Annotated in this window: 25 protein-coding genes and 4 tRNA genes; 7 read left to right on the forward strand and 22 right to left on the reverse strand. The window is 71.6% G+C overall.

Annotated features, from left to right (window positions below):
* The first annotated feature begins 54 nt into the window (after positions 1–54).
* A complete protein-coding gene (locus tag KK097_RS08390) occupies positions 55–345 on the forward strand; it encodes a DUF4190 domain-containing protein (RefSeq protein ID WP_214544331.1) in 291 nt (96 codons plus the stop codon).
* 90 nt (positions 346–435) lie between these two features.
* On the opposite strand, the gene KK097_RS08395 is transcribed toward KK097_RS08390, so the two are convergent.
* The 8 genes from KK097_RS08395 to KK097_RS08430 form a co-directional block, all read right to left on the reverse strand.
* Positions 436–1,488, reverse strand: coding sequence for a BLUF domain-containing protein (locus KK097_RS08395; protein WP_214544332.1), 1,053 nt, complete (start codon positions 1,486–1,488; stop codon positions 436–438).
* Positions 1,489–1,744: 256 nt separating this feature from the next.
* Complete coding sequence (locus tag KK097_RS08400; RefSeq protein ID WP_214544333.1) at positions 1,745–2,239, reverse strand: hypothetical protein; 495 nt, start codon at positions 2,237–2,239, stop codon at positions 1,745–1,747.
* Between the two features lie 41 nt (positions 2,240–2,280).
* The gene (locus KK097_RS08405; protein ID WP_214530378.1) at positions 2,281–2,544 is read right to left on the reverse strand and encodes a hypothetical protein; all 264 of its coding nucleotides are present in this window, start codon (positions 2,542–2,544) and stop codon (positions 2,281–2,283) included.
* Positions 2,545–2,804: 260 nt separating this feature from the next.
* Positions 2,805–3,989 (reverse strand): MFS transporter, encoded by a 1,185-nt coding sequence (locus tag KK097_RS08410; RefSeq protein ID WP_214544334.1) that lies wholly within the window; start codon positions 3,987–3,989, stop codon positions 2,805–2,807.
* A 41-nt stretch (positions 3,990–4,030) separates the two neighbouring features.
* Positions 4,031–4,513 (reverse strand): hypothetical protein, encoded by a 483-nt coding sequence (locus tag KK097_RS08415; RefSeq protein ID WP_214544335.1) that lies wholly within the window; start codon positions 4,511–4,513, stop codon positions 4,031–4,033.
* A 173-nt stretch (positions 4,514–4,686) separates the two neighbouring features.
* Positions 4,687–4,761: transfer RNA gene (locus tag KK097_RS08420), tRNA-Val, on the reverse strand.
* A 47-nt stretch (positions 4,762–4,808) separates the two neighbouring features.
* A tRNA-Cys gene (locus KK097_RS08425) sits at positions 4,809–4,882 on the reverse strand.
* Positions 4,883–4,964: 82 nt separating this feature from the next.
* A tRNA-Gly gene (locus KK097_RS08430) sits at positions 4,965–5,036 on the reverse strand.
* A gap of 215 nt (positions 5,037–5,251) precedes the next feature.
* Between KK097_RS08430 and KK097_RS08435 the strand changes: the two genes are divergently transcribed.
* The 5 genes from KK097_RS08435 (at position 5,252) to KK097_RS08455 (ending at position 11,802) form a co-directional block, all read left to right on the forward strand.
* Positions 5,252–5,324, forward strand: a tRNA-Val gene (locus KK097_RS08435).
* Positions 5,325–5,439: 115 nt separating this feature from the next.
* Positions 5,440–6,966 carry a DUF3375 family protein gene (locus KK097_RS08440; protein WP_214544336.1) on the forward strand — a complete coding sequence of 509 codons (1,527 nt, stop codon included), beginning with the start codon at positions 5,440–5,442 and terminating at the stop codon, positions 6,964–6,966.
* Entirely contained in the window at positions 6,963–7,742 is a 780-nt protein-coding gene (locus tag KK097_RS08445) for a DUF4194 domain-containing protein (RefSeq protein WP_214544337.1), read from the forward strand. Before KK097_RS08440 ends, KK097_RS08445 begins: the two co-directional genes overlap by 4 nt.
* On the forward strand, positions 7,739–11,110 hold the full coding sequence (locus KK097_RS08450; protein ID WP_214544338.1) for an ATP-binding protein: 3,372 nt from the start codon (positions 7,739–7,741) through the stop codon (positions 11,108–11,110). Before KK097_RS08445 ends, KK097_RS08450 begins: the two co-directional genes overlap by 4 nt.
* Positions 11,111–11,487: 377 nt before the next feature.
* Complete coding sequence (locus KK097_RS08455) at positions 11,488–11,802, forward strand: hypothetical protein (protein ID WP_214544339.1); 315 nt, start codon at positions 11,488–11,490, stop codon at positions 11,800–11,802.
* Between the two features lie 167 nt (positions 11,803–11,969).
* Here the strand turns inward: KK097_RS08455 and KK097_RS08460 are convergent, their stop codons facing one another.
* Entirely contained in the window at positions 11,970–13,436 is a 1,467-nt protein-coding gene (locus tag KK097_RS08460) for a peptide MFS transporter (protein WP_214544340.1), read from the reverse strand.
* A gap of 198 nt (positions 13,437–13,634) precedes the next feature.
* On the opposite strand from KK097_RS08460, the gene KK097_RS08465 reads away from it, so the two are divergent.
* Positions 13,635–15,761 carry an acyl-CoA dehydrogenase family protein gene (locus KK097_RS08465; RefSeq protein ID WP_214544341.1) on the forward strand — a complete coding sequence of 709 codons (2,127 nt, stop codon included), beginning with the start codon at positions 13,635–13,637 and terminating at the stop codon, positions 15,759–15,761.
* A 68-nt stretch (positions 15,762–15,829) separates the two neighbouring features.
* On the opposite strand, the gene csrA is transcribed toward KK097_RS08465, so the two are convergent.
* The 13 genes from csrA to KK097_RS08530 all read right to left on the reverse strand — a co-directional run bounded on the left by csrA (position 15,830) and on the right by KK097_RS08530 (position 26,482).
* Positions 15,830–16,105 carry a carbon storage regulator CsrA gene (gene csrA / locus KK097_RS08470; RefSeq protein WP_214531331.1) on the reverse strand — a complete coding sequence of 92 codons (276 nt, stop codon included), beginning with the start codon at positions 16,103–16,105 and terminating at the stop codon, positions 15,830–15,832.
* A gap of 4 nt (positions 16,106–16,109) precedes the next feature.
* Complete coding sequence (locus KK097_RS08475; protein ID WP_214544342.1) at positions 16,110–17,057, reverse strand: hypothetical protein; 948 nt, start codon at positions 17,055–17,057, stop codon at positions 16,110–16,112.
* Complete coding sequence (locus KK097_RS08480) at positions 17,032–19,086, reverse strand: flagellar biosynthesis protein FlhA (protein ID WP_214531333.1); 2,055 nt, start codon at positions 19,084–19,086, stop codon at positions 17,032–17,034. The genes KK097_RS08475 and KK097_RS08480 overlap by 26 nt, the downstream gene beginning before the upstream one ends.
* Entirely contained in the window at positions 19,083–20,276 is a 1,194-nt protein-coding gene (locus KK097_RS08485; RefSeq protein ID WP_214531334.1) for an EscU/YscU/HrcU family type III secretion system export apparatus switch protein, read from the reverse strand. Before KK097_RS08485 ends, KK097_RS08480 begins: the two co-directional genes overlap by 4 nt.
* Before the next feature lie 4 nt (positions 20,277–20,280).
* On the reverse strand, positions 20,281–21,039 hold the full coding sequence (locus KK097_RS08490; RefSeq protein ID WP_214531335.1) for a flagellar biosynthetic protein FliR: 759 nt from the start codon (positions 21,037–21,039) through the stop codon (positions 20,281–20,283).
* Entirely contained in the window at positions 21,039–21,314 is a 276-nt protein-coding gene (gene fliQ, locus KK097_RS08495) for a flagellar biosynthesis protein FliQ (RefSeq protein WP_214531336.1), read from the reverse strand. The genes KK097_RS08490 and fliQ overlap by 1 nt, the downstream gene beginning before the upstream one ends.
* A gap of 9 nt (positions 21,315–21,323) precedes the next feature.
* Complete coding sequence (gene fliP / locus KK097_RS08500; RefSeq protein ID WP_214544343.1) at positions 21,324–22,160, reverse strand: flagellar type III secretion system pore protein FliP; 837 nt, start codon at positions 22,158–22,160, stop codon at positions 21,324–21,326.
* Positions 22,157–22,708: a FliO/MopB family protein gene (locus tag KK097_RS08505; protein ID WP_214531338.1), complete on the reverse strand. Its 552-nt coding sequence runs from the start codon at positions 22,706–22,708 to the stop codon at positions 22,157–22,159. Before KK097_RS08505 ends, fliP begins: the two co-directional genes overlap by 4 nt.
* Before the next feature lie 7 nt (positions 22,709–22,715).
* A complete protein-coding gene (fliN, locus tag KK097_RS08510) occupies positions 22,716–23,420 on the reverse strand; it encodes a flagellar motor switch protein FliN (protein ID WP_214531339.1) in 705 nt (234 codons plus the stop codon).
* Entirely contained in the window at positions 23,420–24,298 is an 879-nt protein-coding gene (locus tag KK097_RS08515; RefSeq protein ID WP_214531340.1) for a flagellar motor switch protein FliM, read from the reverse strand. Before KK097_RS08515 ends, fliN begins: the two co-directional genes overlap by 1 nt.
* A 141-nt stretch (positions 24,299–24,439) precedes the next feature.
* Complete coding sequence (locus tag KK097_RS08520) at positions 24,440–25,369, reverse strand: OmpA/MotB family protein (protein WP_214531341.1); 930 nt, start codon at positions 25,367–25,369, stop codon at positions 24,440–24,442.
* 2 nt (positions 25,370–25,371) lie between these two features.
* Entirely contained in the window at positions 25,372–26,217 is an 846-nt protein-coding gene (locus KK097_RS08525) for a motility protein A (protein WP_214544344.1), read from the reverse strand.
* Between the two features lies 1 nt (position 26,218).
* Positions 26,219–26,482, reverse strand: coding sequence for a flagellar FlbD family protein (locus KK097_RS08530; protein WP_439647649.1), 264 nt, complete (start codon positions 26,480–26,482; stop codon positions 26,219–26,221).
* Positions 26,483–26,498 lie beyond the last annotated feature (16 nt).

Consider the following 26,498-nt stretch of genomic DNA (forward strand, 5'->3'; position numbering starts at 1 on the left):
ACCCAGCCACCCCGGCCTCTGGCCTTCCTCGTTTCTGGCGAACGGACGATCGACGTGACCGACACCGCACCAGCCGCAGCGCCCGTGATCGCACCGGCGGCCCCTGCACCCGTCCCGCCCCTGAGCCTGCTCGCGGTGGTGGCGATCGTCCTCGCGTTCCTCGCGCCGATCGGCGGCGTCGTCGTCGGGTTCATCGCCCGGCGCGACGTGCGGCTGACCGGCGACAGGGGCGACGGCATCGCGTTCGCAGCGATCCTGATCGGGGCGACGCTGACCGTGTTCGGGATCATCGTGCCGCTGTTCCTCGGCGGCGCCGGCCTCCTCGACCTGGACCTCCAGCTCTGAGGTCGAGCGGAGCGACCCCGGAGTCGATCGGGCTCGGCCGCCCCGCAGGCATCGGTCGAGCCGTGGTCATCGGGCTGGTGCGCTGACGCGTCAGTCCGCCACGGGCGCGGAGATGTCCCAGACCGTGGTCTCCTCGTACTGCTCGGACCAGCCGCGGCGCATCCGGGCGACCGCACGGTCGAACGCGTCGACGACGTCGGTGTCCGGGGTCAGGAGCGCCTGCAGACGGATGCCGTCGTAGAGGGCGAGGAGCTGCTGCGCCCCGCGGATCGGGTCCATCGTCGCGGGCTCCCGGCCGGCCCGGACGTCCTCCTGCAGCGCGGTGCGGACGGTCTCGCGGAACTGCAGGTACGCCGACCGGTAGTAGTCGGCACCGTTCGTCGACGGGTCGGTCGAGATCGCGAGCGTCGCGGCGATCAGCCGCATGAGGGACGGGTCCTCGGCGTGGGCAGAGAGCAGCGCGTGCAGGAACGCCACCGTGCCCTTCTCGCCGGCGAGCGGCAGCAGCGGTGCCGACACCGCGCGGGTCCACCGCATCACGGCGGCGGCCAGCAGCGCGTGTTCGGAGGGGAACAGCTCGAGGATCTCGGCAGGGCGCATCCCCGACCGCGACGCGACACCGTCGAGTGAGAAGCGCGACAGGCCCCCGTCGTGGATGACCGCGATCGCACCGTTGATCGCCCGGGTGCGCGGGACCTCCTCGTCCGCGGCGTTCTGGTTCGTCAGCGGGGCCAGCGGGTGTTTCCGGAACCAGTCCAGCAGTGCGCGGGCCCGGGATGCGCCGAACGCCGGATCGGTCGGGCGACCTGCGCTGAACAGGTCGCTGAACCCCGGCACGTCGTGCATCAGCGGGTCGAGCGACTGGAACGCCATCGACCAGTCCGGGAACGAGCGCTGAGTGATCGGTTCGTCGAGCAACACCCGCACGTTCGTGTGCCGCGGATCGGCGCGGACCTGCTCGAAGCGCTGCCGGACGACGTCGTCCTCACCCTCGATGATCCCGATGCAGTTGTCGTCACGGTGCGCGAGCATGCCCGTGACGCCGAGCCGTGTGTTCTTCTCGCGGCCGACCGCCAGGATCTGGGCGAGCTCGGAATCCGTGATCGGACGGGTCTGGGTACTGGTGTAGACGAGCGATCGCATCGTTCTGCTTCCTGGTCGGACGGTCCACCGGTGGGAGGGAGGCGCCGCCGTGTCGAACCCGAATCGACGCGACGGCACCTCGTGATCACCGTAACCAGCGGCGACCACCTTCACTGCGACGCGAGACGGTCCGTGGCTGCTCGGCACCCGGAGGATGCCGATCACTGAATGCAACCATCCCGGGCATGATGTGCGGTACCCCCACAACGGGGAACGATCGTTCTCCGACGGTTGAGCGCGACGCGGGATCGGTACGTCAGCTCGTGCGATCGCCCGTCGACGGCATCTCGACGATGCGCTCACCCGTCGTCGGGTCCCAACCGACCGTGCGCGGTTCCGCCGCCCGTGCCCGTCGCTCCTCGCGCGGGAAGAACGGTCGAGCGCTCGGCAGGTAGCTGAGCACCGCCGCGACGATGACGCACACGGCGGGGAGGAGACGCCAGTCCACCCCGACGGCAGGGACGTCGACCCCCGAGTTGCAGGCGGCGATGCCGGCCACGATCGCGAGCCACAGTCGTGCCGTCCCGGATCCACGGCCCATCCGCGACGCCAGCCACACGAGCAGGGCCGACCAGGCGAGGACGACGACGAGTCCGACGGACGCCCCGAGGATCGCGCCGCCGGCACTGCGCACGGACTCGACGATGCCGGGGGCGGCGACCACGAGACTGACGGCCACGGACACCCACCAGAGCGTGACGGCGATCGTGACGACCCTCGGACGTGTGCGCTGCGTCGTGTCGTGTTCCATCCGTGTTCCCCCGTCGTCCCGCCGGTTGCGGCCCGACGATCCTACGGTGACCGACGCGGTGCTCCGGTGCCGCGGGACCGACGGAGGATCACCAGTCCGACGGTCAGCCCGACTGCCGCCAGCGCAGGGGTTGCGAACCACCCGAGGAGGATCGGGATCACGCGGTCGGTCGGAGCCTCGATGCCGAGGAGCAGGCGGAGCACCAGGAGCGGGAGCACGACGGTCGCCACCCAGGAGACGGTCACCAGGACGGTGAGCAGGATGACGGCTCCCCGATGCGGAGCCGTCCCGGGAGCGTTGACCATGCAGCCATCCAACCAGTGGGCCGGTGCCGACGGACTACGGCCGGTAGTCCTCGGGGCGGGGCCGGTGCTCCGCTGCGTGGGAGTCGGTGAACGGCCTCGCGCCCCGCATCCCGCCGATCGTCCACGCGACCGTCGTGAGCAACGCGCCCAGCCCTCGTGCCACTGCGCCCAGGATCCTCATGGTGCCCCCTCGTGGAACGGACCCGGTGGTCCGTCCCGTAGCGGAGAGCGTACGCGTTCTGGCCGGTCGGCCCCACGGGCTACTCGTCCTGGTGGTCGGCAGCCTTCGACGGCAGCCGCGACGCCACGAGCGTCCCGACCAGCGCCACCACCGCGAACGCCGCGAACCCGAACGGCAGCCCGATCGCGCTGCCGACACCGCCGACGACGAGCGGCCCGACGGCGTCCCCGGTCTCACGGCCGAGCTCCGCTGAGCCCATCGTGCGTCCGAGCCGTTCCGGCGGTGTCGTCCCGGCGAGGTGGGCGAACGCGACCGGCGTCAACGTGGCGACGCCAGCACCGGCCAGCAGCGCCGCGATGAAGACCGCGACCGCGGACGGTGCCACGGCGACGACCAGGAACGCTGTGGCGACCGCGGCCGTCCCGGCGACACCGGCCACCCCGGTGCCGAGGCGCCCGGCGTCGTGCAGTCGACCGGCGACGGGCTGCACGAGCGACGACGTCACCGCGAGGACCGCGACGGCGAGCGTCGACACGAGGAGCGGGATGCCGACCTCGCTGCCGAGCGCCGGGAGCATGCCGGTCAGGGCACCGATCGCCGCGCTGCCCACGGCCAGGACCACGACCGGGATGAGGAACTGCCGGTCGGTGGCTGCCCGGACCATCACCGCGAACGTGGCCCGCTGACGAGGCAGCGGCACGATCGGCTCGACGGCGACCAGCACCGCGACCGCCGTCACGAGGGCCATCACCACCAGGATCCCGAACAGCCACTGGGTGCTGCCGACCTGCACCACGAGGGCCCCGATCACCGGTCCACCGGCGTATCCGAGTCCCTTCCAGGAGCCGTACCGGCCGAAGTACGTCCCCCGGCGGTGCACCGGCACGAGCCGAGCGACCGCTGCGGACGACGCCGGCGAGAACGCGGAGGCACCGGCACCCTGCAGCAGACGCGCGAGCCCGAGCCAGAACGGTCCCGCGCCGAAGACCCCGATGAGCGAGGCCGCGGCGAAGACGACCAGACCGCCGACGATCACCGGACGCGGCCCGATCCGGTCGGACAGTGCGCCGAAGACCGGCTTCAGGACGAGTTCGGCGACGTCGTACAGCGCGAGGAACGCCCCGAGCCAGGCCAGCGTCAGACCGAGCTCGAGGTGCTCGCCACCGACGGCCGCGGCGATGCCGTTCGCCCCGAAGGCCGTCACGAACCCGGCGGCGTACAGGGGCGCGAGGCGCGGGGTCGAGGTCGTCGTCTCGGCGGTCACGTGACAACCCTGGCCGACCGCCCGCCGGACCACCAGCGACCTCAGTGCGTGTCGGTCACCCCGCCGCGCACGAAGGTCGAGTGCACCGTGTCGTCCGTGAGCGTGCACGTGTAGATCGCCCACTCGTCAGTGTGCCCGTCGACGAACCGTGCGATCGGGTAGACCAGCTGGTAGTCATCGGCGGCCGCGTACCCCGAGGGCTCCGCCGTGAACTCCAGGACGACTCCGGCATCGGCGGCCCCCTTGTTGCACTCGTCGAAGATGTGCTGCGCGAGCGCGGAACGTGTCGGCGTGGCAGTCGGCCGCTCGGTCGGCTCGGTCGCCGCGGTCGTCGGTGCGGTCGTGGGTGCCGGCGCGCTGGTCGTCGTCGGGGCCGTCGTCGGCGCAGCGGCGGTGGTGGTCGCCGCCTGCGTCGGGCTCGGCGATCCCGACCCTTCCGCCGGGGAGGCCGTGCATCCGGCGAGGGCCGCGAGGACGGTGCCGGCCGCGGCGGCAGCGATGACGAAACGGGTGCTGTTGCGCATGATGGGACTCCTTCGGGGTGGTGGTGCTCTCCCTGAGGAGTGTCGTGAACAGCCCCGATCCTGACGGCCCGGGTACTCATCGCCGAACCGGACGGCCGACCCGGGACGACGGAAGCCCCGGGAACGACGAAAGCCCCCGACCGGACCGTGTGGTCCTGCCGGGGGCTTCGTGGTGGTGGGCGATACTGGGATCGAACCAGTGACCTCTTCCGTGTCAGGGAAGCGCGCTACCGCTGCGCCAATCGCCCAAGTCCCTGCGTGGACCGGAGTCCATCAAGGTCTTGGAGGGTGGATCTGGAGGTGGGGACGGGATTCGAACCCGCGTGGACGGCTTTGCAGGCCGCTGCCTAGCCTCTCGGCCACCCCACCATCGAGGTTCACGTCTCCGTGAGTACCCGAACGGTGGGATACCCTCTGGTGAGTCGCGGGCCTTCGAGAAGACCCACACTCGAGCGGATGACGAGATTCGAACTCGCGACCCTCACCTTGGCAAGGTGATGCGCTACCACTGCGCCACATCCGCACTTGTCGTTCCGCTGTCGCGGCGACGACGTAAACTCTATACGCACCGGGGTGCTTCCACCAAAATCCTCCCCGTTCACCGGGCGTGTCCCCCGAGTTCATGCGGATCGGGGCGGTTCGACACCCCCTGCGGACAGCTCGCCACACCCGGGCAGCGCGACGTGTTCGATGCACCGCCGGACTTCCGCTAGTATCGATCCGCACGAACAGTGCAGGGGGCGATTGGCGCAGTTGGTAGCGCGCTTCGTTCACACCGAAGAGGTCATCAGTTCGAGTCTGGTATCGCCCACACAGCAACACGCACACCACCGACAAGAGCCCGACGCAGCAGCGTCGGGCTCTTGTCATCTCATCAGGCCGCAGCACGCGGGCCACACCACCAGCACGATCGGACGAAGGGGCGCATGACCGACGTCGACCTCGAGTTCGCCCGGGTCCGAGCGGTCCTCGACCGTCCGACCCTGCGGCTCATGTCCCGGCCGACCAGCGCCACGGTCCTCGCCGTGTTCCGCACGGTCTTCGACCGCGACGTGCAGTACGTCCCCGCCGACCGCATGCACCTGCAGGTCGAGGAGCACGTCGCGCGCCTGCAGGCCGCCGGCGCACGCGTCCCCGCGAGTGAGCAGACCGACGGCGACCAGGACGCCCGACCGAACGGCCGCGCCCTGTGCCGCGAGTGGGTCGGCGCCCAGTGGCTCGTCCGCTCGAACTCCCCCGACGGCGACGAACAGTACTCCCTGACCAGCCACGCCCTCGAGGCCCTGAGCCTCGTCGACGCCCTGTCGGCCGACCGCGCCCTGATCAGCGAGAGCCGGCTGGCGATGATCGTGGACGCCGTGCACCGGTGGGCGGCCCGCGCCGAGCCCGACCCCGACGTGCAGATCCGCCGGATCGACGCCCAGATCGCCGAGCTGCAGGCCGAGCGGGACCGCCTGGAGCACGGCGACGACGTCGTGGCCGTCGACGACGACCGGATGCGCGACGGGTACACGAACATCTCCGACCTGATCCGACAGCTGCCGAGCGACTTCAAGCGGGTGGAAGAAGCGGTCGCGACGATGCACCGCTCGATCGTCGAGGACTTCCGGCAGGAGGTCCGCCCCATCGGCGAGATCCTCGACGACTACCTCGCGCGCACGGACAACCTGATGGAGGCGACGCCCGAGGGCCGTGCCTTCGAGGGCGCCTTCGAGCTCCTCCGTGACGACGCCCTGCTCCTCCGGCTCCGTGACGACATCGCCACGATCCTGGCGCACCCGTTCGCACAGGGCCTCGGGGCCGGCGAACGTCGGGCGTTCCGCAACACCGTGACGATCCTGCGCCAGGGCATCGAGGACGTCCTCGCCCAGCGCCGCCAGCTCACCGCCACGCTCCGCGACCAGATCGTCGCGCACGACGTCGTCCGCGACCGCGAGCTCGATGCCGTGCTCCGGTCGATCAACCGTGGCCTCGCCACCCTGATGGACCAGGGCGGTGCACGCGACCGGATCCCGCTGCCGCTCCTGCCGGCGGCGGCCGAGGTCGGCACCCTGCGCGAGCGCTTCTACGACCCGGACGCCGAGTCCGTGCCGCCGCCCATCGAAGAACCCGACGACGACGTCTTCGAGGACCTCGACGTCGAGATGCTCCGCAAGCACGGCGGACCGCTCCTGACCGAGCTGCGGGCGGCGCTCCGGTTCGCCGAGGCCGACTCCAGCGTCGACGCGTTCCACGGGCTGCCGCCCGAGCAGCGCCGACCGGTCGAGCTCTTCGGGCTCGCGCACCTGTTGACCGGACGCGACGACTTCGAGTCCGCCGCCCGCGTCGCCGAGCACCGCACGGTCCGGCCCGACGGCACCCCCATCACCTTCCACATGCCCACCGCTGCGCTCGACGACGAGCGCGCACCGGTCGGCGACGCACACGACGAGAACGCACAGGAGGCACGGTGAGCGACACGACGCCGGCACCGGTCGACGAGACGGTCCCCTACGACGACCCCGCATCCGTGATGCAGGACGACGAGCGCGACGAGTCCAGTTTCGCCCTCTTCGAGGGCGACGAGGGCCGGCTGGACGAGCACCAGCGACGCGCCCTGGTGGCGCTGCTGCGGCACTCGTACGTCAGCTCCCGCACGCACCCCGACGAGTGGCGTGCCGTCCTCGACGCCGAGCACCAGCTGCGCTCGCGTCTGAACGACCTGTTCCTCGAGCTGCACGTCGACCGCGACCGCGAGGTCGCCTGGAAGCGCCAGGCCCGTTCGGAGAGCCAGCGCCGCACGTTCCCGACGCTGCTCCGCGACCTCCCGTACACCCGCGAGGAGACGATCGTGCTCGTCTACCTGCGGATGCGCCTGCGCGCCGACGCCCGACCGGGCCCGGACCAGGTCGTCGTCGACCGCTCCGAGATCCTCGGGCACGTGGCGGGCTTCCGTCCGGCGACCGCGACCGACCGCACCCGCGACGAGGGCCGGGTCGCGAAGGCCATCGAGCGCCTCGTGACGGCACGCATCCTGATCCGGACCTCCGACCCGGACCGCTTCCGGGTGGCGAGCGTCGTCGAGGTGCTGCTCCCCCTGGAGCGCCTGCTCGAACTGGACGCCTGGTTGCGGACCACCACCGCGCAGGGTGACGCGACCGCCCCGGGCGGCGAGCCGTCCGACGGAGACGACCCGGGCCTCCCGACTGACGACACCGACACCGACGACGAAGGCGAGACGGAAGCGTGACCGACACGTTCGAGATCCCGGCGCTCTTCGACACGGTCGCGCAGTGGCGCGCCGAGTCGATGCAGGTCGTCAACTGGGGCGGGTTCCACGGCCACCGGCAGGTCGAGCTCTCCGGCACGGCGACCCTCATCTCGGGCGCATCGGGCACGGGCAAGTCCACGCTGATGGACGCCTACCTGGCCGTGATGATGCCGTCCGACGTGCCGTTCAACGGCGCCTCGAACGACGCCACCACCGGCCGTGCCCGCAGCGCCGACCAGCGCAACCTGCTCACGTACCTGCGCGGCAAGGTCGACACCCGGCGCGACCCCGAGACCGGCAGCCTGCGCGACGTGAACCTGCGCGGCGACGACCAGACCACCTGGGGCGCTGCGGCGGTCACGTTCCGGAACGACGACGAACGGCGCTTCACGGTGCTGCGGGCGTACATCGTGCCGAAGCGCGCCCGCGGGGTCGGCGACATCCAGATGACCATGGCGACGGTCGACGACACCTTCGACCTGCGCCGGCTCGAGGAGTTCGTCCCCGCGCGGTTCCACCATCTCGAGCTGACCGGCCGCGTTCCGGGGCTCGTCATCCGCGACACCTACCAGGAGCTCGCGTACACGCTGCAGACCCGGCTCGGGATCGGTGACTCCGGCGGCGGCAACCGGGCGATGCGCCTGCTCGCCCGGATCCAGGCCGGCCAGCACCTGCCCACCGTCGACGCGCTCTACAAGTCGCTCGTGCTCGAGACCCCGGGCACGTACGAGGCGGCCGACCGGGCGCTCGCGCACTTCTCCGCCCTCGACGAGGCGTACGAGGCGATGGACACCGAGGAGCGCAAGGTCCGCATCCTCTCCCCCATCACCGACCTGCACACCGAGATCGCGCGCGCCACCGAGGCCGCAGCGGCCCTGGACGGCATCGCGACCGGCGCCGAGGTCTCCCCGTTCGCGCACTGGACGGCCTCGCGGAAGCGTGACCTGCTCGACGCCGAGGTGTCCCGCAACGCCCGGGAGCGCACGGCATCGCGCGCCGAGGTCGCCGCGGCCGAGGCCCGGCACGCCGCCGTCGAGATCGAGCTGCGGGACGCCGAGGCCCGGCTCCGCGACCAGGGCGGCAACGCGCTCGCCCAGCTCGAGGACCGCATCGAGCGGCTGACCCGCGAGCGCGACGGGGTCGTCCGCACCCGCGCCACGTTCGACGAGCGCACCGCGGTGCTCGGGACGTCCGTCACGACCGAGGCCGACTTCACCGCGGCGCAGCGCAGCTCGCACGAGTTCCTCGGGTCGTACGCCGACGCGCGCACCGCCCTCGACGAGCGCCGCGACGCCCTGACCCGCGAGGAGTACCCGCTCCTGGACCGCGAACGGTCCCTGCGCCAGGAGCGCCAGTCGCTCGAGCACCGGCAGGGCGCCATGCCGCTACCGATGCACGAGGCCCGGCTCGCGATGGCCCGCGCCGCCGGCATCGACCCGGCCGAACTGCCCTTCGTGGCGGAACTGCTCGACGTGCTGCCCGGTGAGGAGCGCTGGCGCACGGCGATCGAGTCGGTCCTGGCACCCGTCGCCCGCACGCTGCTCGTCGACCAGGACCGCCTGGCCGACTTCAGCGAGGCGATCGACGCACTCCGCCTGCCGGTCCGCGTGCAGTTCGAGGGTGTGCCGACCGGCCCGCACCTGGACCTCGACGGCGACCCGGCGATGGTGTCCGGCAAGCTCGCGATCAAGCCGTCGCCCTTCAGCACCTGGGTGCGCGAGCGGATCGAGTCCGACCGCACCGACGCACGCTGTGTCGCCTCGGCATCGGACCTCGGCGGTGGTGGCCGCCGGGTCACCGAGTCCGGGCAGCTGCGCGACGGTCGTCGTGGCGCGCACGGCGACCGCCGCCAGTCGAACGTCATCGGCTTCACGAACGAGGCCCGGGTCGCCGCGGTCGAGCAGGAGCTCGCCTCGATCGCGCAGGACCTCGCCACGCTCGAGGCCCGCCGCACCGACGTCGCGCAGGACCTCACCGCACTCGACGTCCTCCGCGCCGCGCACCAGCACGTGGTCGACGTCACGTGGGCCGCGATCGACGTCGACGGGCTGGGGACGTCCCTCGCCCGGCTCGACGAGGAACGGCAGGCACTGCTCGCCGCCGACGACGGCCTCCGGACGCTGCGGGCCTCGGTCGCCCGGCTGCGGAAGTCCCTCGACGAGGCCGCCGACCGCCGGTCCGCCGCACGGCTCTCCGTCCAGCGGCTCGAGGAACGCCACGCGGTGCTCGTCGACGGCCAGGACGCCGCCGCCGAGATCCTGGAGCGCTTCGAGTCCTCGCCCGGTTCGCTGCCGGACGACCAGCAGGCCCGCCTGCTCGAGGAGACCTTCGAGGAGATCGGTGCCCCGGACGGCGTCGACGGGTTCGAGGATGCCACCCGACGGCTCAAGCGCCGGCTCGAAGAACGCCTCTCGCAGGCGCTCGACGGCGCGGCCGCAGCCTCGACCTCGTTGACGCTGACGTTCCAGCGGTACCAGGACGCCTGGCCCGACCCGAACCTCGGCACCGGGGTCGCCTCCTACCCCGATTACCACGCCATCCTCGACCAGATCGTGGCGACGGGCCTGCACGCGCGCCGCACCGAGTGGCGTCGACGGCTGTCCCAGTGGAGCGGCGAGGACCTCGTGCCGCTCGCGGGGGCCTTCGACCGTGCCGTCGTCGAGATCGAGGAGCGCCTCGAACCGGTCAACGAGATCCTGCGTGAGCTGCCCTTCGGCGCGAACCGGGACCGCCTGAAGATCCAGATCCGCCGGGTCACCCGCGAGGACGTCACCGCGTTCCGCCGCGAACTCCGCGCCCTGTCCGCCTCGGTCGACACCGAGCTGACCGACGACGTGCTCGAGACCCGGTTCCGTCGACTCCGACGGTTCATGGCGGTCATCCGGCCCGACCCTTCCGTTCCGCGTGGCGGCCGCACGACCCAGCGCGACGCCGTGCTGGACGTCCGCCGGCACATGGAGATCACGGCCGTGCGGTACGACACCGACGGCAACGACCTCGGCGTGTACTCGTCGCTCGGCGACAAGTCCGGCGGTGAGACGCAGGAGCTCGTGGCGTTCATCGTCGGCGCCGCACTGCGCTACCAGCTCGGAGACGAGACCCGTCCGCGGCCCCGGTTCGCGCCGGTGTTCCTCGACGAGGCGTTCATCAAGGCGGACTCGGAGTTCGCCGGCCGTGCCGTGACCGCGTGGCTCCGGCTCGGGTTCCAGCTCGTCGTGAGTGCGCCGCTCGACAAGGTCACGGCGCTCGAACCCTCGATGGAGCGGCTGCTCTCGATGCGCAAGCACCCCGAGACCGGGCACTCGTCGATCACCGAGATCGCCCGGGTCGAGCCGGCGGCCGTCTGACGCGGGCGGGGTGGCGGTCACGAGGTGGTCGCAACACCCCGCTCAGGTTCGCCGAGCGGTCCCGACCCGTCGGATGGCGGCCGCGCCGCCGACAGTTCGGGACCACTCGACGCGCTGGCAGCGAGGTGTCCTGACCACCCGGCCCGCGCTCTGGACGCGACCGACAGCGGCCTGGAGGCGCGGTGCGGGCCCGCCACGGGCCTCCCGGCCGTCGTCCCGCCGGTCGCAACACCCCGCTCACCTCCGCGCGCTGGTCACGAACCGTCGGCGGCGCCGCCGCCGACAGTTCGGGACCACTCGACGCGCTGCAGGTGGGGTGTCCCGACCACCCGGCGGCCGGGCCGTCAGCGTGTCGGCAGGTGCCGCACAGACGATCCATGGCAACGCGCCGCTACGGTGAGGGCGTGTTCGGACGCCGCCGCTCCCCCAGCCCCCGCCCCGACGTCGCCCCCGGTCTCGGCATCGGCGCCCTCGTGCAGGTCGTCGACACCGATCGGGGTGGCGAGCAGTGGGCCGACGAGCCGATCGGGGTGATCGTGGCTCCCGGCGGGAGTCAGATCGGCGGGACACAGCGCACGTGGACCGTCGCGTTCGAGGAGCCCGTGTACACGAAGGACGGCCGCGGCCCCTTCGAGCGCGCGACCGTCCTGAGTCGTCAGCTGGTGCCGGTCACGACCGACAGCGGCGAGTAGTCCGGGTCAGGGACTCAGTACTCTTCGGAGCCGCTCTTCATCATGGCGGCCACGGCCATGCAGCACCCCACGCCACCGAGGACGCCGACGCCGATGATGATACCTGCGATGAGTTCGAGCATGGGTGGTGACTCCTTGGTTGCGTCGGCCGTGTGGCTGCGCTCAGGTTACCGGATGCCGCGCATGAGCCGCAGCACCGGCTTGGCCAGGAACAGCAGGACCACGCCCACCGCGACGGCGACCAGGCCGAGGATCGTGAAGTACGGGGCCTCGTCCGCCGGGTCGTAGTAGCGGGACAGCACCCCGGTGACGGCGGTGCCGAGCGACACCGACAGGAAGAACAGCGCGACCATCTGCGTCTGGAACTTCGGCGGTGCGAGCTTCGTGGCGACGGACTGCCCGACCGGCGAGAGCAGCAGCTCGGCGAGCGTGAACACCAGCAGGATGGCGACGAGGGCGAGCAACGGTGTGCCGTTCTCGCCCGAGCCGGTGAACGGCAGGAAGAGCAGGAACGCGAGCCCCATGATCCCGGTGCCGAGGGCGAACTTCGTCGGGGTGGACGGCTGACGGTCGCCGAGCTTGGTCCACAGGGCCGCGAAGACGCCGGACAGCACGATGATGAAGACCGGGTTGATCGACTGCACCCACGACACCGGCATCTCCCAGCCGAACAGGGAGCGGTCGAGCCGTTCGTCGGAGTAGACGGTCACGACGGTGAACTGCTGCTGGTACAACGACCAGAACACGGCGCTGCCGATGAACAGCGGGATGAACGCGAACACCCGCGACCGTTCGTCACGGGTGAGGCCGCTCGACAGGATGACGACGAAGTACCCGATGGTGGCCAGCACGACGACCGCGACCACGACGGTGGGCAGGTTGCCCACGTTGAGCAGACCGGTCAGCACGGCGACGACGATGACGACCAGTGCGACGACCACGCCGGCGCCGATGAGCGGCAGGCGGCGGCGGTCGACGGGGTTGGCGACGTGGCGGACCACCTCGGGCAGCTTCTTCCGACGGATCGCGTACTGCACGAGGCCGGCGGCCATGCCCACGGCGGCCAGGCCGAAGCCCCAGTGGAAGCCGAGCGAGCTCTGCAGCAGCCCGGTGAGCAGCGGCCCGAAGAACGCCCCGAGGTTCACGCCGAGGTAGTAGAGCGAGAAGCCGGCGTCGCGGCGCGGGTCCTCGCGGCTGTAGAGGCCGCCGACGATCGTGGTGGCGGTGGCCTTGAGCCCACCGGAGCCGAGCGCGATGAGCACGAGGCCGACCCCGACGCCGACCACACCGGGGATGAGCGCGAGGGCGATGTGCCCGAGCATCACGACGATCGCGCTGCCGAACAGGGTCCGGTCCGCACCGATCAGCCGGTCGGCGATCCACGCCCCGATGATCGTGAACAGGTAGACGGCACCGCCGTACGCGCCCATGATGCCGGCGGCGATGCCCTTGTCGATCCCCAGGCCGCCCTGCGAGAGGGTGTAGTACATGTAGATGAGGACGATGCCCTGCATCCCGTAGAACGAGAACCGCTCCCAGAGCTCCACCGCGAACGGGGTCGAGAGCTCGAACGGTTGCCCGAAGAAGGTGCGTCCGGGACGGGCTTCGCGGTCCGCGGGGGTGGTACGTGACATGGCGGCAAGTCTGCCCCGGGCCGGGTGGACGCGCCCAATCGTCGAACGTCGCTCATCTCTTTGGAGGGTTCCCACGACCTCGTGACGGTACCGGCGACACGGGGTTGTGCGGCCCGCACGGCGTTCCCGCCACTGTCGGCACCGGTGTCTAGCGTGGACCGTGCAACACGGACACCGCAGTTCAGGAGGACTCCGCCCATGGTCGACACCGCACCCGCCCAGCGCACCACCCCCGCCGGCGGCACCAGGCCCGCCCCGGACGTCGACGCGCCGAACGCCGACGCCACCGGCGACCCGGCAGCGGGTACACCGACCGCCGGCACGGACACCGACGTCCGGATCGACGTCGAGCTGGTGCAGGAGCTCCTGCTCGGACGCTGGGCCGAGGACCGCCGGATCTCCCGCCGGCTCGCACTCGACCCCGCGATGCAGAAGATCGAGGGCCAGCCGATCCCCGAGCACCGGGCACGGGTGCTCGAGCAGCTCCGGGTCCTCGTCGACGCCGGGGCCATCCAGCGCCCCTACCCCACGGAGTTCGGCGGCCAGGACAACCACGGCGGCAACCTCGCGGCGTTCGAGGAACTCGTCACCGCCGACCCGTCGATGCAGATCAAGGCCGGCGTGCAGTGGGGCCTGTTCGGGTCCGCCGTGCACCACCTGGGCACCGAGGCCAACCACCGCGAGTTCCTGCCGGGCATCGTCTCGTTCGAGGTCCCCGGCTGCTTCGCGATGACCGAGACCGGCCACGGCTCGGACGTGCAGAGCATCGCCACGACGGCCACGTACGACCCCGCGACCGAGGAGTTCGAGATCCACACACCCTTCCGCGGTGCGTGGAAGGACTACATCGGCAACGCTGCCCTGCACGGACACGCCGCCGTCGTGTTCGCGAAGCTCGTGACCGCCGGCGTCGACCACGGCGTGCACGCCTTCTACGTGCCACTGCGGAACGCCGAGGGGGCCTTCCTGCCCGGCGTCAGCGGCGAGGACGACGGCCCCAAGGGCGGCCTGAACGGCATCGACAACGGTCGGCTCGCGTTCGACCACGTCCGGGTCCCCCGCACCAACCTGCTGAACCGCTACGGCGACGTCGCCGCGGACGGTACCTACTCGTCGCCGATCGCCTCGCCCGGTCGCCGGTTCTTCACGATGCTCGGCACCCTGGTGCAGGGGCGGGTGTCGCTCGACGGCGCCGCGGTCGTCGCGCAGAAGATCGCGCTGCAGATCGCGCTGACCTACGCGATGCAGCGCCGCCAGTTCCCCACCGGCGACGGCACCGAGGGTGTGCTGCTCGACTACGGCCGGCACCAGCGCCGTCTCATCCCGCGCCTGGCGACGGTGTTCGCCCAGTCGTTCGCGCACGAGAAGCTCCTACGCACCTTCGACGACGTCTTCAGCGGGCGCGAGGACACCCCGGAGCGCCGGGAGGACCTGGAGACCCAGGCCGCTGCCTTCAAGTCGATGTCGACCTGGTCGGCGCTCGACACCCTGCAGGAGGCCCGTGAGGCCTGCGGCGGTGCCGGGTTCCTCGCCGAGAACCGTCTGACGGGGCTCCGTGCCGACCTCGACGTCTACGTGACGTTCGAGGGCGACAACACCGTGCTGCTGCAGCTCGTCGGCAAGCGCCTGCTCACCGAGTTCCGCGCGAAGGCCCCGAAGGATGCTGCCGCCACCGCGAAGTTCGTCGCGGCCGTCGCGGCGTCGAAGCTCGCCGACGCGTCCGGCATCCGTCGCCTCGGCCAGACCGTGGCCGACCGGGGCTCCCTGACCGCCAGCGTCGCCGACCTGCAGGACCCCCGGACGCAGCGTGACCTGCTCGCCGGTCGGGTGGACACCATGGTCGCCGAGATCGGCATGCGCCTGGCATCGGCCGGCAAGGACCGCGCCCGCGCCGCCCGCCTGCTGAACCGCTCGCAGCACGAGCTCATCGAGGCGTCGAAGGCGCACGCCGAACTCATGCAGTGGGACGCCTTCACCGAGGCGCTCGACGAGGTCACCGAGGGCGACACCCGCCGCGTGCTCGTCTGGCTGCGCGACCTGTTCGCACTCGGCCTGCTCGAGCAGCACCTGGACTGGTACCTGCTGCACGGCCGGCTGTCGGCGCAGCGTGCCCGCGCCGTGTCGGCGTACATCGACCGGCTCGTCGCCCGCGTCCGGCCGATCGTTCCTCAGCTGATCGAGACCTTCGGGTACGAACCCGGTCACGTCCGGGCGCCGATCGCGCTCGGTGCCGAGCAGGCCCGACAGGACGAGGCACGCGCCTGGTTCGCCGCCGAGGCCGCTGCCGGCCGCCTGCCCGAGCAGGAGAAGAAACCCCGTCCCTGACGGACGGGGAACCACGTTCGCGACGGACGAGCAGCCGTGCCCCCGACGGGCGTGGCTGCTCCGGGCCGCTAGGAGTCGGTCGGCTCGGGCGCCGCGCGGCCAGCGGCAGCCCCGCCCCGCGCACCGAGCGCCGCGCGCAACTGCGCCTCGGCGTCGTCGCCGGCCGCAGCGGCCTCGGCGTTCGCCTCGGCGACCGCACGCACGACCTCTTCGCGCTGGATCTTCACGCCCCGGGGGGCGTCGATGCCGATCCGGACGCCGTCGCCCCGGGAGTCGAGCACCGTGATGACGATGTCGTCGCCGACGAGGATCCGCTCGCCGACCTTCCGCGTGAGTACCAGCACCCGTTCAGCCTAGCGACACGACGGGAAGCCCCAGCAGGTCCACCGACCCGGGCGTGGCGGTCTCCCCCGCGCCGATCGCGACGACGCCGGCCACCGGCAGGCGGGACCCCACCGCCGACACCATCGCCGCCGAGTCCTCGGGCTTCCGTCCGACGTCGACGACGACCCACACCTGGTCGGCCTGCAGCGCGTCCCCCGTCACCCGGTCGTCCCACGCGGCCACCGCGAGCACGGCGTGACCGTCGCGGACGCCGTCCGCCCGCGCCAGGATCGCGGCCCGCCGGTCGGCGGCATCGGTCGGTCGGAGGGCGTGCCGGACCGCGAACAGTCCGGCCGCCGCGTCGACGTCGTTCGGCCGACCGACCAGGAGCACCAGGTCGCCGTCCGCGGACCGCACGGCCGGGGCGGTGGGCAGGGGAACCGGTTCGGGCGAGGGCGCGTCGAGGACGCGGGACGGGCCTCCCGACCGGGTTTCGACGACCGTCTGCGCGTCGACCACGGTCTGCGCGTCGACGGCGGCCTGGAGGCGCGGGTCGACCCCCGCGGGCACGTCCCGCTCGGTCGGCGCGCGCGTCGGGCGCGGGGCGCTCTCGGTGATCCCGTCCGCCTGGAAGCCGTCGAGCACCGACGCGAACGCGTCCGCCCGCGTGGACGCGGTGCCGTCGGTGCCGGCGATGCGCGCCTCGGCCGCCTCGGCGTCGGCCAGCAGTGCCGCGATCCCGACGCGTTGCACGGGCGAGTCGGCGATGACGACCCGGGCGGTGGGCTGGTCCCCCGGTTCCGGCACCTCGACGGTGGCCTCGACGTGCGCCTTGCGGAACAGCCCGCCGAAGCCCGGCGTGGTCACGCGCTCGGCGGCGACGATCCGGGCGCCCGCGCCGAACTCGGTCCGGACGGCGTCGCGGACCGACTCGAGCGTCGCGCCGCTACGCTGCAATCGGGTCGGCGGCACGGACCACTCCCACGGTCTCGATGGTGGATCCAGCGGCGGTGGCCTCCTGGTACGACAGCACCGGGAGCCCGTTCGACTGGGCGGCGACCATGCGGTGCACGGCCGGGCGGAGCTGCGGGGCGCACACCAGGACGGCGGAGAGCCCCTGGTCCTCCACGGAGCGGACCGCGTCGCGGACGGAGCCGAGGACCTGCTCGATCCGGTGTGCGTCGAGCACGATCTGGCTGCCCTGCTCGGACGGCCGGAGTCCCTCGAGCATCGACTGCTCGAGCATCGGGTCGATCATGATGACCCGCAGCGTGCCGGCCTCGGTGTACCGGGCGGCGAGGGCCGGACCGAGCGCGGCGCGGGCGGACTCGACGAGCCCCTCGGGGTCGGTCGACACCTTCGCCCGCAGGGTGAGGGCCTCGCAGATGCGGCCGAGGTCGTTGATCGGCACGCGCTCGGCGAGCAGGCCCTGCAGCACGCGCTGCAGCTCCGCCATCGAGAGCATGCCGGGGACGAGTTCCTCGACGGCGGCGGGGTTGACCTGCTTGACGCCCTCGGTCAGGACCTTGACGTCCTCGCGGGTGAGCAGGCGCGCGGCGTTGTCGCCGATCACTGCCTGCAGGTGGGTGACGAGCACGGAGACGCGGTCGATCACGGTCGCGCCGGTCATCTCGGCGGCGTGCCGGAGTTCGGCGGGCACCCACTTGCCGGTCAGGCCGAACACCGGTTCGACGGTCGACGTGCCCGGCAGGCCGTCCAGGTGGTCGCCCAGCGCCAGGACGCTCCGGGCGGGCGCGGTGCCCCGACCGGCCTCGACGCCGGCGATCCGGATGGCGTAGGTCGACGGCGGCAGGTCGATCGAGTCGCGGGTGCGGACCGGGGGCACGACGATGCCCATGTCGATCGCGATCTTGCGGCGGAGCGCCCGCACCCGGCCGAGCAGGTCGTCCGAAGCGCCGGACACCATGTCGACGAGGTCGGGGGCCAGCTGGATCTCGAGGGCGTGCACGCGCATCTGCTCGAGCAGGTCCTCCGGGGTGTCACCGACCGGTGCGGCGGCCTCGAGTGCCTGCTGGCGGGCGGCGTCCGCCTCGGCGCGGGCGGCGTTCCGACCGATGCGCCAGCCGGTGAACAGCAGGGTGGCGCCGACGAGCAGGAACGGCAGGATCGGCATGCCGGGGATGAACCCCATCGCGATCGCGGCGACGCCGGCGATCATCAGGGCGTTCCGCGACTGCGACAGCTGCGTGGCGGCCGAGGAACCCATCTCCGACTCCGCGCCGGACCGGGTGACGATCATGCCCGTCGACACCGCCATCAGCAGCGCGGGGATCTGCGTGACCAGGCCGTCACCGATGGTCAGGATGCCGTACTTCGACAGCGCGTCGGTCGCGGAGAGGCCGTTCTGCAGCATGCCGATCGCGATGCCGCCGATCAGGTTGATGATGATGATCAGGATGCCGGCGATCGCGTCGCCCTTGACGAACTTCGACGCACCGTCCATCGCGCCGTAGAAGTCGGCCTCGGCGGACACCGCGGCCCGGCGCTCCTTCGCTTCCTGGTCGGTGATGAGCCCGGCGTTCAGGTCGGCGTCGATCGCCATCTGCTTGCCCGGCATCGCGTCGAGCGTGAAGCGGGCACCGACCTCGGCGACGCGCTCGGCACCCTTCGTCACCACGACGAACTGGATGACGATGAGGATCAGGAAGATGACCGCGCCGATGATGATCGACCCGGAGACGGCGACGTGGCCGAACGCCTGGATGACGTCACCCGCGAACCCCTCGCCGAGCACCAGACGTGTGGACGCCACGTTGAGGCCGAGCCGGAACAGCGTCGCGACGAGGAGCAGCGACGGGAACACCGAGAAGTCGAGCGGCTTCTTCACGAACAGCGTCGTGAGCAGGATCACCAGCGCCAGCAGGATGTTGATGATGATCAGGAAGTCGAGCAGGAACGACGGCACCGGCAGGATCAGCAGCAGGATGATGCCGACGATGAACACCGGGACGACGAGCTTCGGCAGGTCCTTGCGGTTCATGCGGGGAGTCCTTCGGTCTGGTTCTCTGCGAGTCGCGGTGGACGGAGCTTGCGGGGGCGGAGGTCCCCGGTCAGGGTGGCCGGGTCGATGACGCTCGCGACCTCGTCCGGGGTGGTCGGCCGCGGCGGCGCGTGCGTGCCGGCCGCCGTGCCGCGGGCCTTCAGCGCCATCACGAAGGACAGGACGCGGGCCACCGGCGTGTACAGGTCGACGGGGATCTCGTGGCCGAGCTCGCACGCGGCGTGCAGGGCACGGGTGAGCGGGACGTCGCGGACGATCGGCACGCGCTCGTCTTCGGCACGGGCACGGATGACGTCGGCGACCGGGCCGGCGCCCTTCGCGACCACCCGGGGCGCGGACTTGCCGGGCTCGTACTTGATCGCGACGGCGTAGTGGGTCGGGTTCGTCATCACGACGTCCGCGGTGCCGATGGCCTGGATCATCCGGTTGCGGCTCATCGCGAGCTGGCGGGACCGGCGCTGCGACTTCACCAGCGGGTCGCCGTCGCTCCGCTTGTTCTCGTCCTTGACCTCGCGCTTGGTCATCATCGTGCGCTTCCGGTTGCGGCGGATGACCACGAACACGTCGAGGGCGGCCAGGACGAGCCCGGCGACGATCGCGGCGCGCAGCAGCGTGCCCGACCCGGCGGCTGCCGCCTCGAGCACGGCGGACAGCGGCAGCGAACCGCTCGTCATCAGGACCGGCATGAGTCCCTGCACCGCGAACCAGAGCACGAGCCCGACGACGGCGGTCTTCAGCAGCGCCTTCGCGCCGTTCCAGAGCGCCTGGGTGCCGAACACCCGCTTCAGGCCGGCGATCGGATCGAAGTGCTCGGGCTGCGGCGCCATCTTGCGGAAGTGCACCCCGCCCTGGGTCACTGCGGCGGCGAGCACGGCGACGGCGACCACCGCGAGCATCGGACCGAGGGTCGCACCCATCGAGCCCAGCGCGTCGGCGAGCAGCGCCTGCACGGCACCGAGTTCGGGGTCCTCGATGACGCGCTGCACGGCGAGCAGCTGGTCCTGCCCGGCCGCTGCGGCGTTGCCGATGGCGGCCGGGATCATGAGCGCCGCGACGGCGATGCCGATCCACGCGCCGAGGTCCTGGGAGCGGCCGACCTGGCCCTTCTCGTGGACCTCGCGCATCCGCTGCTGCGTCGCCTGTTCGGAGCGTTCTCCGCTGTCGGACACGTCGTCACCCCCGTCCCGTGATCGCCTCGACGGCGTCGCCGGTCAGCGACGACACCACCGAGGGCAGGGCCATGAAGAGCGCGCCGGCGAACAGGACGGTCAGGCCGATCTTGATCGGGAAGCCCATCTGGAACGCGTTGAGCGCCGGGGCCACACGGGTGAGCAGGCCGAGGCCGACGTCCGCCAGGAACAGCACCACCACGAGCGGTCCGGCGATCTGCAGCGTCGCGAGGAACATCTGCGACATCGCCGTCACGAGCATCGACGCGAGCCCGTCGACCGCGAACGTGCCGGTGAGCGGCACGGCGTCGAACGACCGCACGAGGCCGCCGACGATGAGCTGGTACCCGCCGGAGGTGAAGAGCAGCGCGAGCGCGGTCATCTGGAACAGGCGGGTGAACTGCGCGCCGTTGACCTGGGACTGCGGGTCGAAGGCCTGCGCCAGCGTGAACCCGCCGAACAGGTCGATGAGCGCGCCGGCGGACTGCACGGCCGCGAACACCAGGAACACCAGGAACCCGAGGGACAGCCCGACGACGAGCTGGGTGAGCAGGGCGAGCAGGAACGGCCCCGTCTCGAGCGACTCGTAGCCGACGGCGACGCGCGGGGCGACGCCGATGGCGAGACCCAGCCCGAGGATCACCTTCACGGTGCCCGGGAACGCACGGTACGAGAACGGCGGCGCGATCACGAAGAACGCGACGAGCCGGACGCCGGCGAGCATCGTGGCCTCGAGCCGGTCGGCGTTGACGGCGAGCTCCATCAGCCGTGCCCGAGCAGCTTCGGGATCATGTCGAAGGCGACGTGCGTGAACGCGATCATCTCCGAGATCATCCAGTTGCCGCAGATCACCAGGGCGATCGCGACGGCGACGGCCTTCGGCACGAACGAGAGCGTGACCTCCTGGATCTGCGTGACCGACTGGAACAGCGAGATCGCGAAGCCGACGACGAGCGAGGTCACCAGGACCGGCGCGGCGAGCTTTCCCGACACCAGGAGTGCCTGCAGCACGAGGTCGATGACGGCCTGCTGGTTCATGCGCGCCCCCTAGACAACGTGGTAGCTCTCGATGAGCGACGTGATGATGAGGCCCCAGCCGTCGACCAGCACGAAGAGCAGGATCTTGAACGGCAGCGAGATCATGACCGGCGGGAGCATCATCATGCCCATCGACATGAGCGCCGCGGAGACGACGAGGTCGATCACCAGGAACGGGATGAAGATGACGAACCCGATGATGAACGCGCTGCGGAGCTCGGAGATGATGAACGCCGGGATGACCGTCGTCATCGGCACGTCGGCCATCGACCCGGGGTTGTCGAGCCCGGCGGCGCGGGTGATCAGGGCGACGTCCTCGTCGCGGGTCTGGTGGAGCATGAACGTCCGCAGCGGCTTCGTGCCGATCTCGACGGCCTGGTTGAAGTCGCGCTTCCCCGCCAGGTAGGGCTGCAGGGCGTCGTCGTTGATGTGCCCGAGCACCGGCGCCATCACGAACAACGACAGGAACAGCGCGAGCCCGGCGATCACCTGGTTCGGCGGGATCGACTGCAGCCCGAGTGCGTTCCGGGTCATGGCGAGCACGACGAAGATCTTCGTGAACGACGTCATCATGAGCATCAGCGCCGGTGCCACGCTCAGCAGCGTGATGCCGATGAGCGTCACGACGGCGGACGACGGCGTGCCGTCCGGGCCGTTCACGCTGACGCTGAAGTCGCCGGTCGCGGGTGCGGTCGGCGTGGCCGGAGCCGTGGGCTCGACGACACCGGCGGCGTGCGCACCGGTCGTGGTGAGCATGAGGAACCCGGCGACGACCGCCAGCCCGAGCAGGACGAGGGCGACGAGTCGACCCGACCGTGCCAGCCGGTGCGGCCCTGCCGCCCTCACCCGGCCCGCCGGTTCCGGAGCGCCGCGGCGGCCTGCCGCCAGGTGTCGACCGACAGGATCGAGCCCTGCAGCTGCTGGACGCTCGGCACGGTGCGCTGCGGACGGCGGTTGCGCGGGCGCATCGGCAACGGCGCGGCGACACCGGGTGCGTCGGTCACGTTCGGCGCGTCGTCCTGGAGGCCCGTGGTGTCGTCCGTCTGCTGCGCGAGTTCCCGACCGAACGCGTCGGCCGACGGGGCGGGACGCACCGGCAGCGCCACCGGTCCGGTCACGATGGTGAGTTCGGGCGCGGGCGCCTGCCCGCTGGTGAGCAGCGTGACCCCGTGCTCGGACACGCCGAGCACGAGCCGCTCCCCCTCGACGTCGACCACGACGACGCTTGCCTTGCCGCCGATGCCCTGCCGTCCGACGACCTCGACGGTCGCGGCCCGACGGCCGGACGGCTTGCCCGAGAAGCGCTTGCGGCTCGCGCGGTGCAGCACCCACATGAGGGCGAGCACGACGCCGAGCGAGAGCGCGACGCGGAGGGTGACGACGAGGGTGTCCACGTGCGGGTCAGACGATCTCGGCGACGTCGAGGATGCGCGTGATCCGGACCGCGTAGTCCTGGTCGACGACCACGACCTCGCCGTGCGCGATGAGACGGCCGTTCAGCAGGACGTCGGCGGGGGCGCCGGCGCTGCGGTCGAGCTCCACGACGGCACCGGGCTCCATGCCGAGCACGTCGCGCACGGACATGCGGGTGCGACCGATCTCCACCGTGAGGGTCATCTCGACGTTGTTGATCCGGCCGAGGTTGCCGGCGGGCAGGTTCGCGACGACGGGGGCGGACACCGTGCCGTTCTCGCGGACACGGATACCGAACCAGCCTGCGGGCAGCCCGCCGGCGGTCAACTCGAACACGACCGTGTCGGGGTCCGCCAGGAGCGACGCCGCCGACGCGCGGCTCGCCTCGCCGAGCACCCCGACGCCGAGCACGCCGGCAGCCGCCTCGAGCGACGGACGCAGCACGTCGGTGACCGCGACGATGCCGTGGTCGGTGCCTCCGGCGGCCGTGATCGCCTCGAGGTCGGTGAGCACGAGCGCCAGGTCGGCCGACAGGCCGCCGACGAACGACGCGACCACGGCGTCGGTCGCCGCGTCGAGCACGACCGGTGTCGCGCCTCCAGGCAGGAGCACCGCGCGCAACGGGGCGGCCGTCGGGAGCTGCGCCGCGAGCGACTCGGCCGCTGCGGTGTGGAGGGTGGTCGTTTCGGTCATCAGTGCTGCTCCGTGCTCGTGGTGGTGACGACGATGCCGGCGAGGCGCGAGCCGTTCGCGCCGACCGCGGCGGTGCCGACGGGTTCCCCGTCGACCGCGATGGTGAGGGGGCGGTGCTGCGGGTGCGGCAGCGGCAGCACGTCGCCGACGGCGAGCCGGAGGACCTGCGTCGGGAGCACGGTCGCCGGGGCGAAGCGCAGGCTGACACCGACGGGGACACTCTCGAGCTGCGCGTCGAGCAGGGCGCGGGCGTCGGCGGTCGAAACGTGCGCGGCGGCCTCGCCGAGCTGCGGCAGGACGGCCTCGGCCGGCAGGGCCAGCGTGCCGGGGGCGATGCGGTCGCCCACCCGGATCGAGAACGAGGCGACGATCATCAGGTCACCCTTCTGGGCGGCCTGGGCGAACTGGCTGTTGAACTGGAACCCGCCGACCGTGACGTCCTGCGCGAGCAGGCCGCCGAACGAGTAGCGCAGGTCGTCGAGGGCGTCCTCGACGATCTTGCGGACCAGGGCCTGCTCGATGGGCGTGAAGGTGCGGTCCGGGGTCGGCAGCGGCTTCGAGGCGCCGAGCGCGTGCGACACCCAGGTCAGCGCGCCGTCGAGCGGGACCTGCAGCACGCCCTTCGGGGTCACGCCGGTGATCGGGAGCAGCACCATGCCGGTGAGGGCGGGCAGCGACGCGGCGTACTCGTCGTACGTCGTCATCTGCACCTGCTCGCAGGTGACCTGGCTGACCGCACGGACCTTCGCCGTCAGCTGCGTGCCCCACTGGCGCGCGAACGTCTCGAAGGCGAGCTCGAGGACACGGGCGTGCTCACGGGCCAGCGTCGACGGGCGCGCGAAGTCGTACACCTCGGGCGCTGGCAGGGTCTCGGTCACGGGTGCGTCTATCGGTCACCTGTGGGGCACCCGTCAGTGCTGTACCCCGTAGTGGGGCGGTGGCCTCGTTCTCGTGTGCCGCCCTGTCGCGCTCCGTCCTGCTCGTCTCTCGACCCTGTCGTGCTGCGTCCTGCTCGTCTCTCAGCCCGCTCGTGCTGTGTCCTGCGCCTTCGCCAGGGCCGGCATCAGGGCGCTGACGTCCTGGTCGGCGTTCGACAGGACCACGATGTCGACCCGGCGGTTCAGCGCGAGGTCCTGGTCGGTGCCACCCTTCGCCAGCGGCCGGCTCGACCCGAAGCCGACGCTCTGCACGTGGTCGCCGGGCATCCCGCCCCGCTCGACCAGGTCACGCAGCACCCCGGTGGCCCGCGCCGCGCTGAGTTCCCAGTTCGTCGCGTACGGGGCGGTCGAGTTCCGCTGGTCGGCGTGGCCCTCGACGCTGACGTCGTGGTCGGACGTCCGCAGCACCGGGGCGATCGCGTCCATGATGGACCGCGCCTGGTCGGACAGGTCGGCGCTGTTCGTGCCGAAGTACGTCTCGCTGCCGATGAGCCGGACGATGAGGCCCCTGGCGTCGACGGTGAACTGGACGTTCTCGGTCTGTCCCGCCTTCGCCAGGTTGCGCTGGATCGCACGCTCCAGGCGCGTCAGGTCGTCGAGCTCGCGCTTCGCGGCAGCGAGGTCCTGCTTCGTCGCGCTGGTCGGCACCACGGTCGATGCCGGGTCGACGTCGGTGTCCGCCGTGCCCGACGACGCGGTGGAGTGGTCGGCCTGGGACTTGTCCGTCGAGTAGCCGGAGCCGTCCTCGACCTGGTCCTTCGTGACGACCGTGCCGCTCGCCGTGTCGACCTTCTGCGACGTCACCTCGCCGAAGCCGGTGGCGAGCGAGTTCTTGAGCTGGACGTACTTCTGCTGGTCGACGGTGGACATCGCGAAGAGCACGAGGAACATGCACATCAGCACCGTGATCATGTCCATGTAGGACGCCATCCAGCGCTCGTCAGGGTGCTCGGCCTCATCGTGCGACTTCTTGGCGCGACCGCGGCCTCGGCCCCGGGGGTTGGCGCTCATCGTCAGGCCGCCAGCTGCTGCTCGTCGGCGTCGCCGGCCGTGCTGCCCTTGCCCTTGCCGCTCTTCGCCTTGGCCTTGGCCTTGGCCGACGTGTCGGCGCGGGCCTCGGGCGGCACCATGGCCTTCAGGCGCTCGCCGAGCAGACGGGGCTGGCTGCCGGCCTGGACCGCGAGCAGGCCCTCCATCAGGAGCGTCTGCCGGTCCGACTCGAGCTGCGCGAGCTTGCGGAGCTTCCCGCCGATCGGCAGCCACATGAAGTTCGCGGTCAGCAGGCCCCACAGGGTGGCGACGAACGCACTCGCGATGAGCGGGCCGAGCTCGTCCGGCTTGCCGAGGTTCGCGAGTACGTGGGTGAGCGACACCACGGTGCCGATGATGCCGACGGTCGGGGCGAACCCGCCGAGGCCCATGAAGAACGCGCTCGCGCTCCGCATCGGTGCCGCGTTCGACTCGATCTCGTCCTCGAGCAGGATCCGCAGCTCGTCCCCGTCGGTGCCGTCGGCGATGTTCTGCAGCGCCTTCTTCATGAACGGGTCGTCGTGCTTGTCGGCCTCCTGCTCGAGGGCGAGCAGGCCGTTCGCCCGCGCGGTCTCGGCGAGCCCGACGACGTCATCGATGACCGACGCCGGCGGAGTGACCTTGCCGGTGAACGCCCTCGGAACGGCCTTGAAGCTGGCGATGGCGTCCTTGAGGGTCGTGCTGGCGATGCCGCAGCCGATGGTGGCCCCGAACACGAGCAGCATCGGGGCGGGCAGGAAGAGTCCGCCGAGCTCGACGTGCTCCATCTGGACCATGCCGAACAGTGCGCCGAAGGCGAGCAGGATGCCGACGATCGTTGCGATGTCCACGTCAACGACCCCCGTCCAGCGCGCGGCCGTGCAGCGGGGTGCGGAGGGCGGCGACCGGGGCGAGCGTTGGCTGCGGGCCGGTGTTCGTACCCGCGCGCGGGGCTGCGTCGGTGCCGTAGGCCATGCCGACGATGCGGGCGCGGTACGCGGCGATCAGGTCGATGACGTCGGCCATCGACTCCCGCACGATGTACTTCGCGCCGTCGACCATGATGAGCGTCGTGTCCGGCGTCTCCTGGATGCGCTCCACGAGATCGGGGTTCACAGCGAATCCGCTGCCG

The organism is Curtobacterium flaccumfaciens, assembly GCF_018598405.1.
Taxonomy (GTDB): Bacteria; Actinomycetota; Actinomycetes; order Actinomycetales; family Microbacteriaceae; genus Curtobacterium; species Curtobacterium aurantiacum.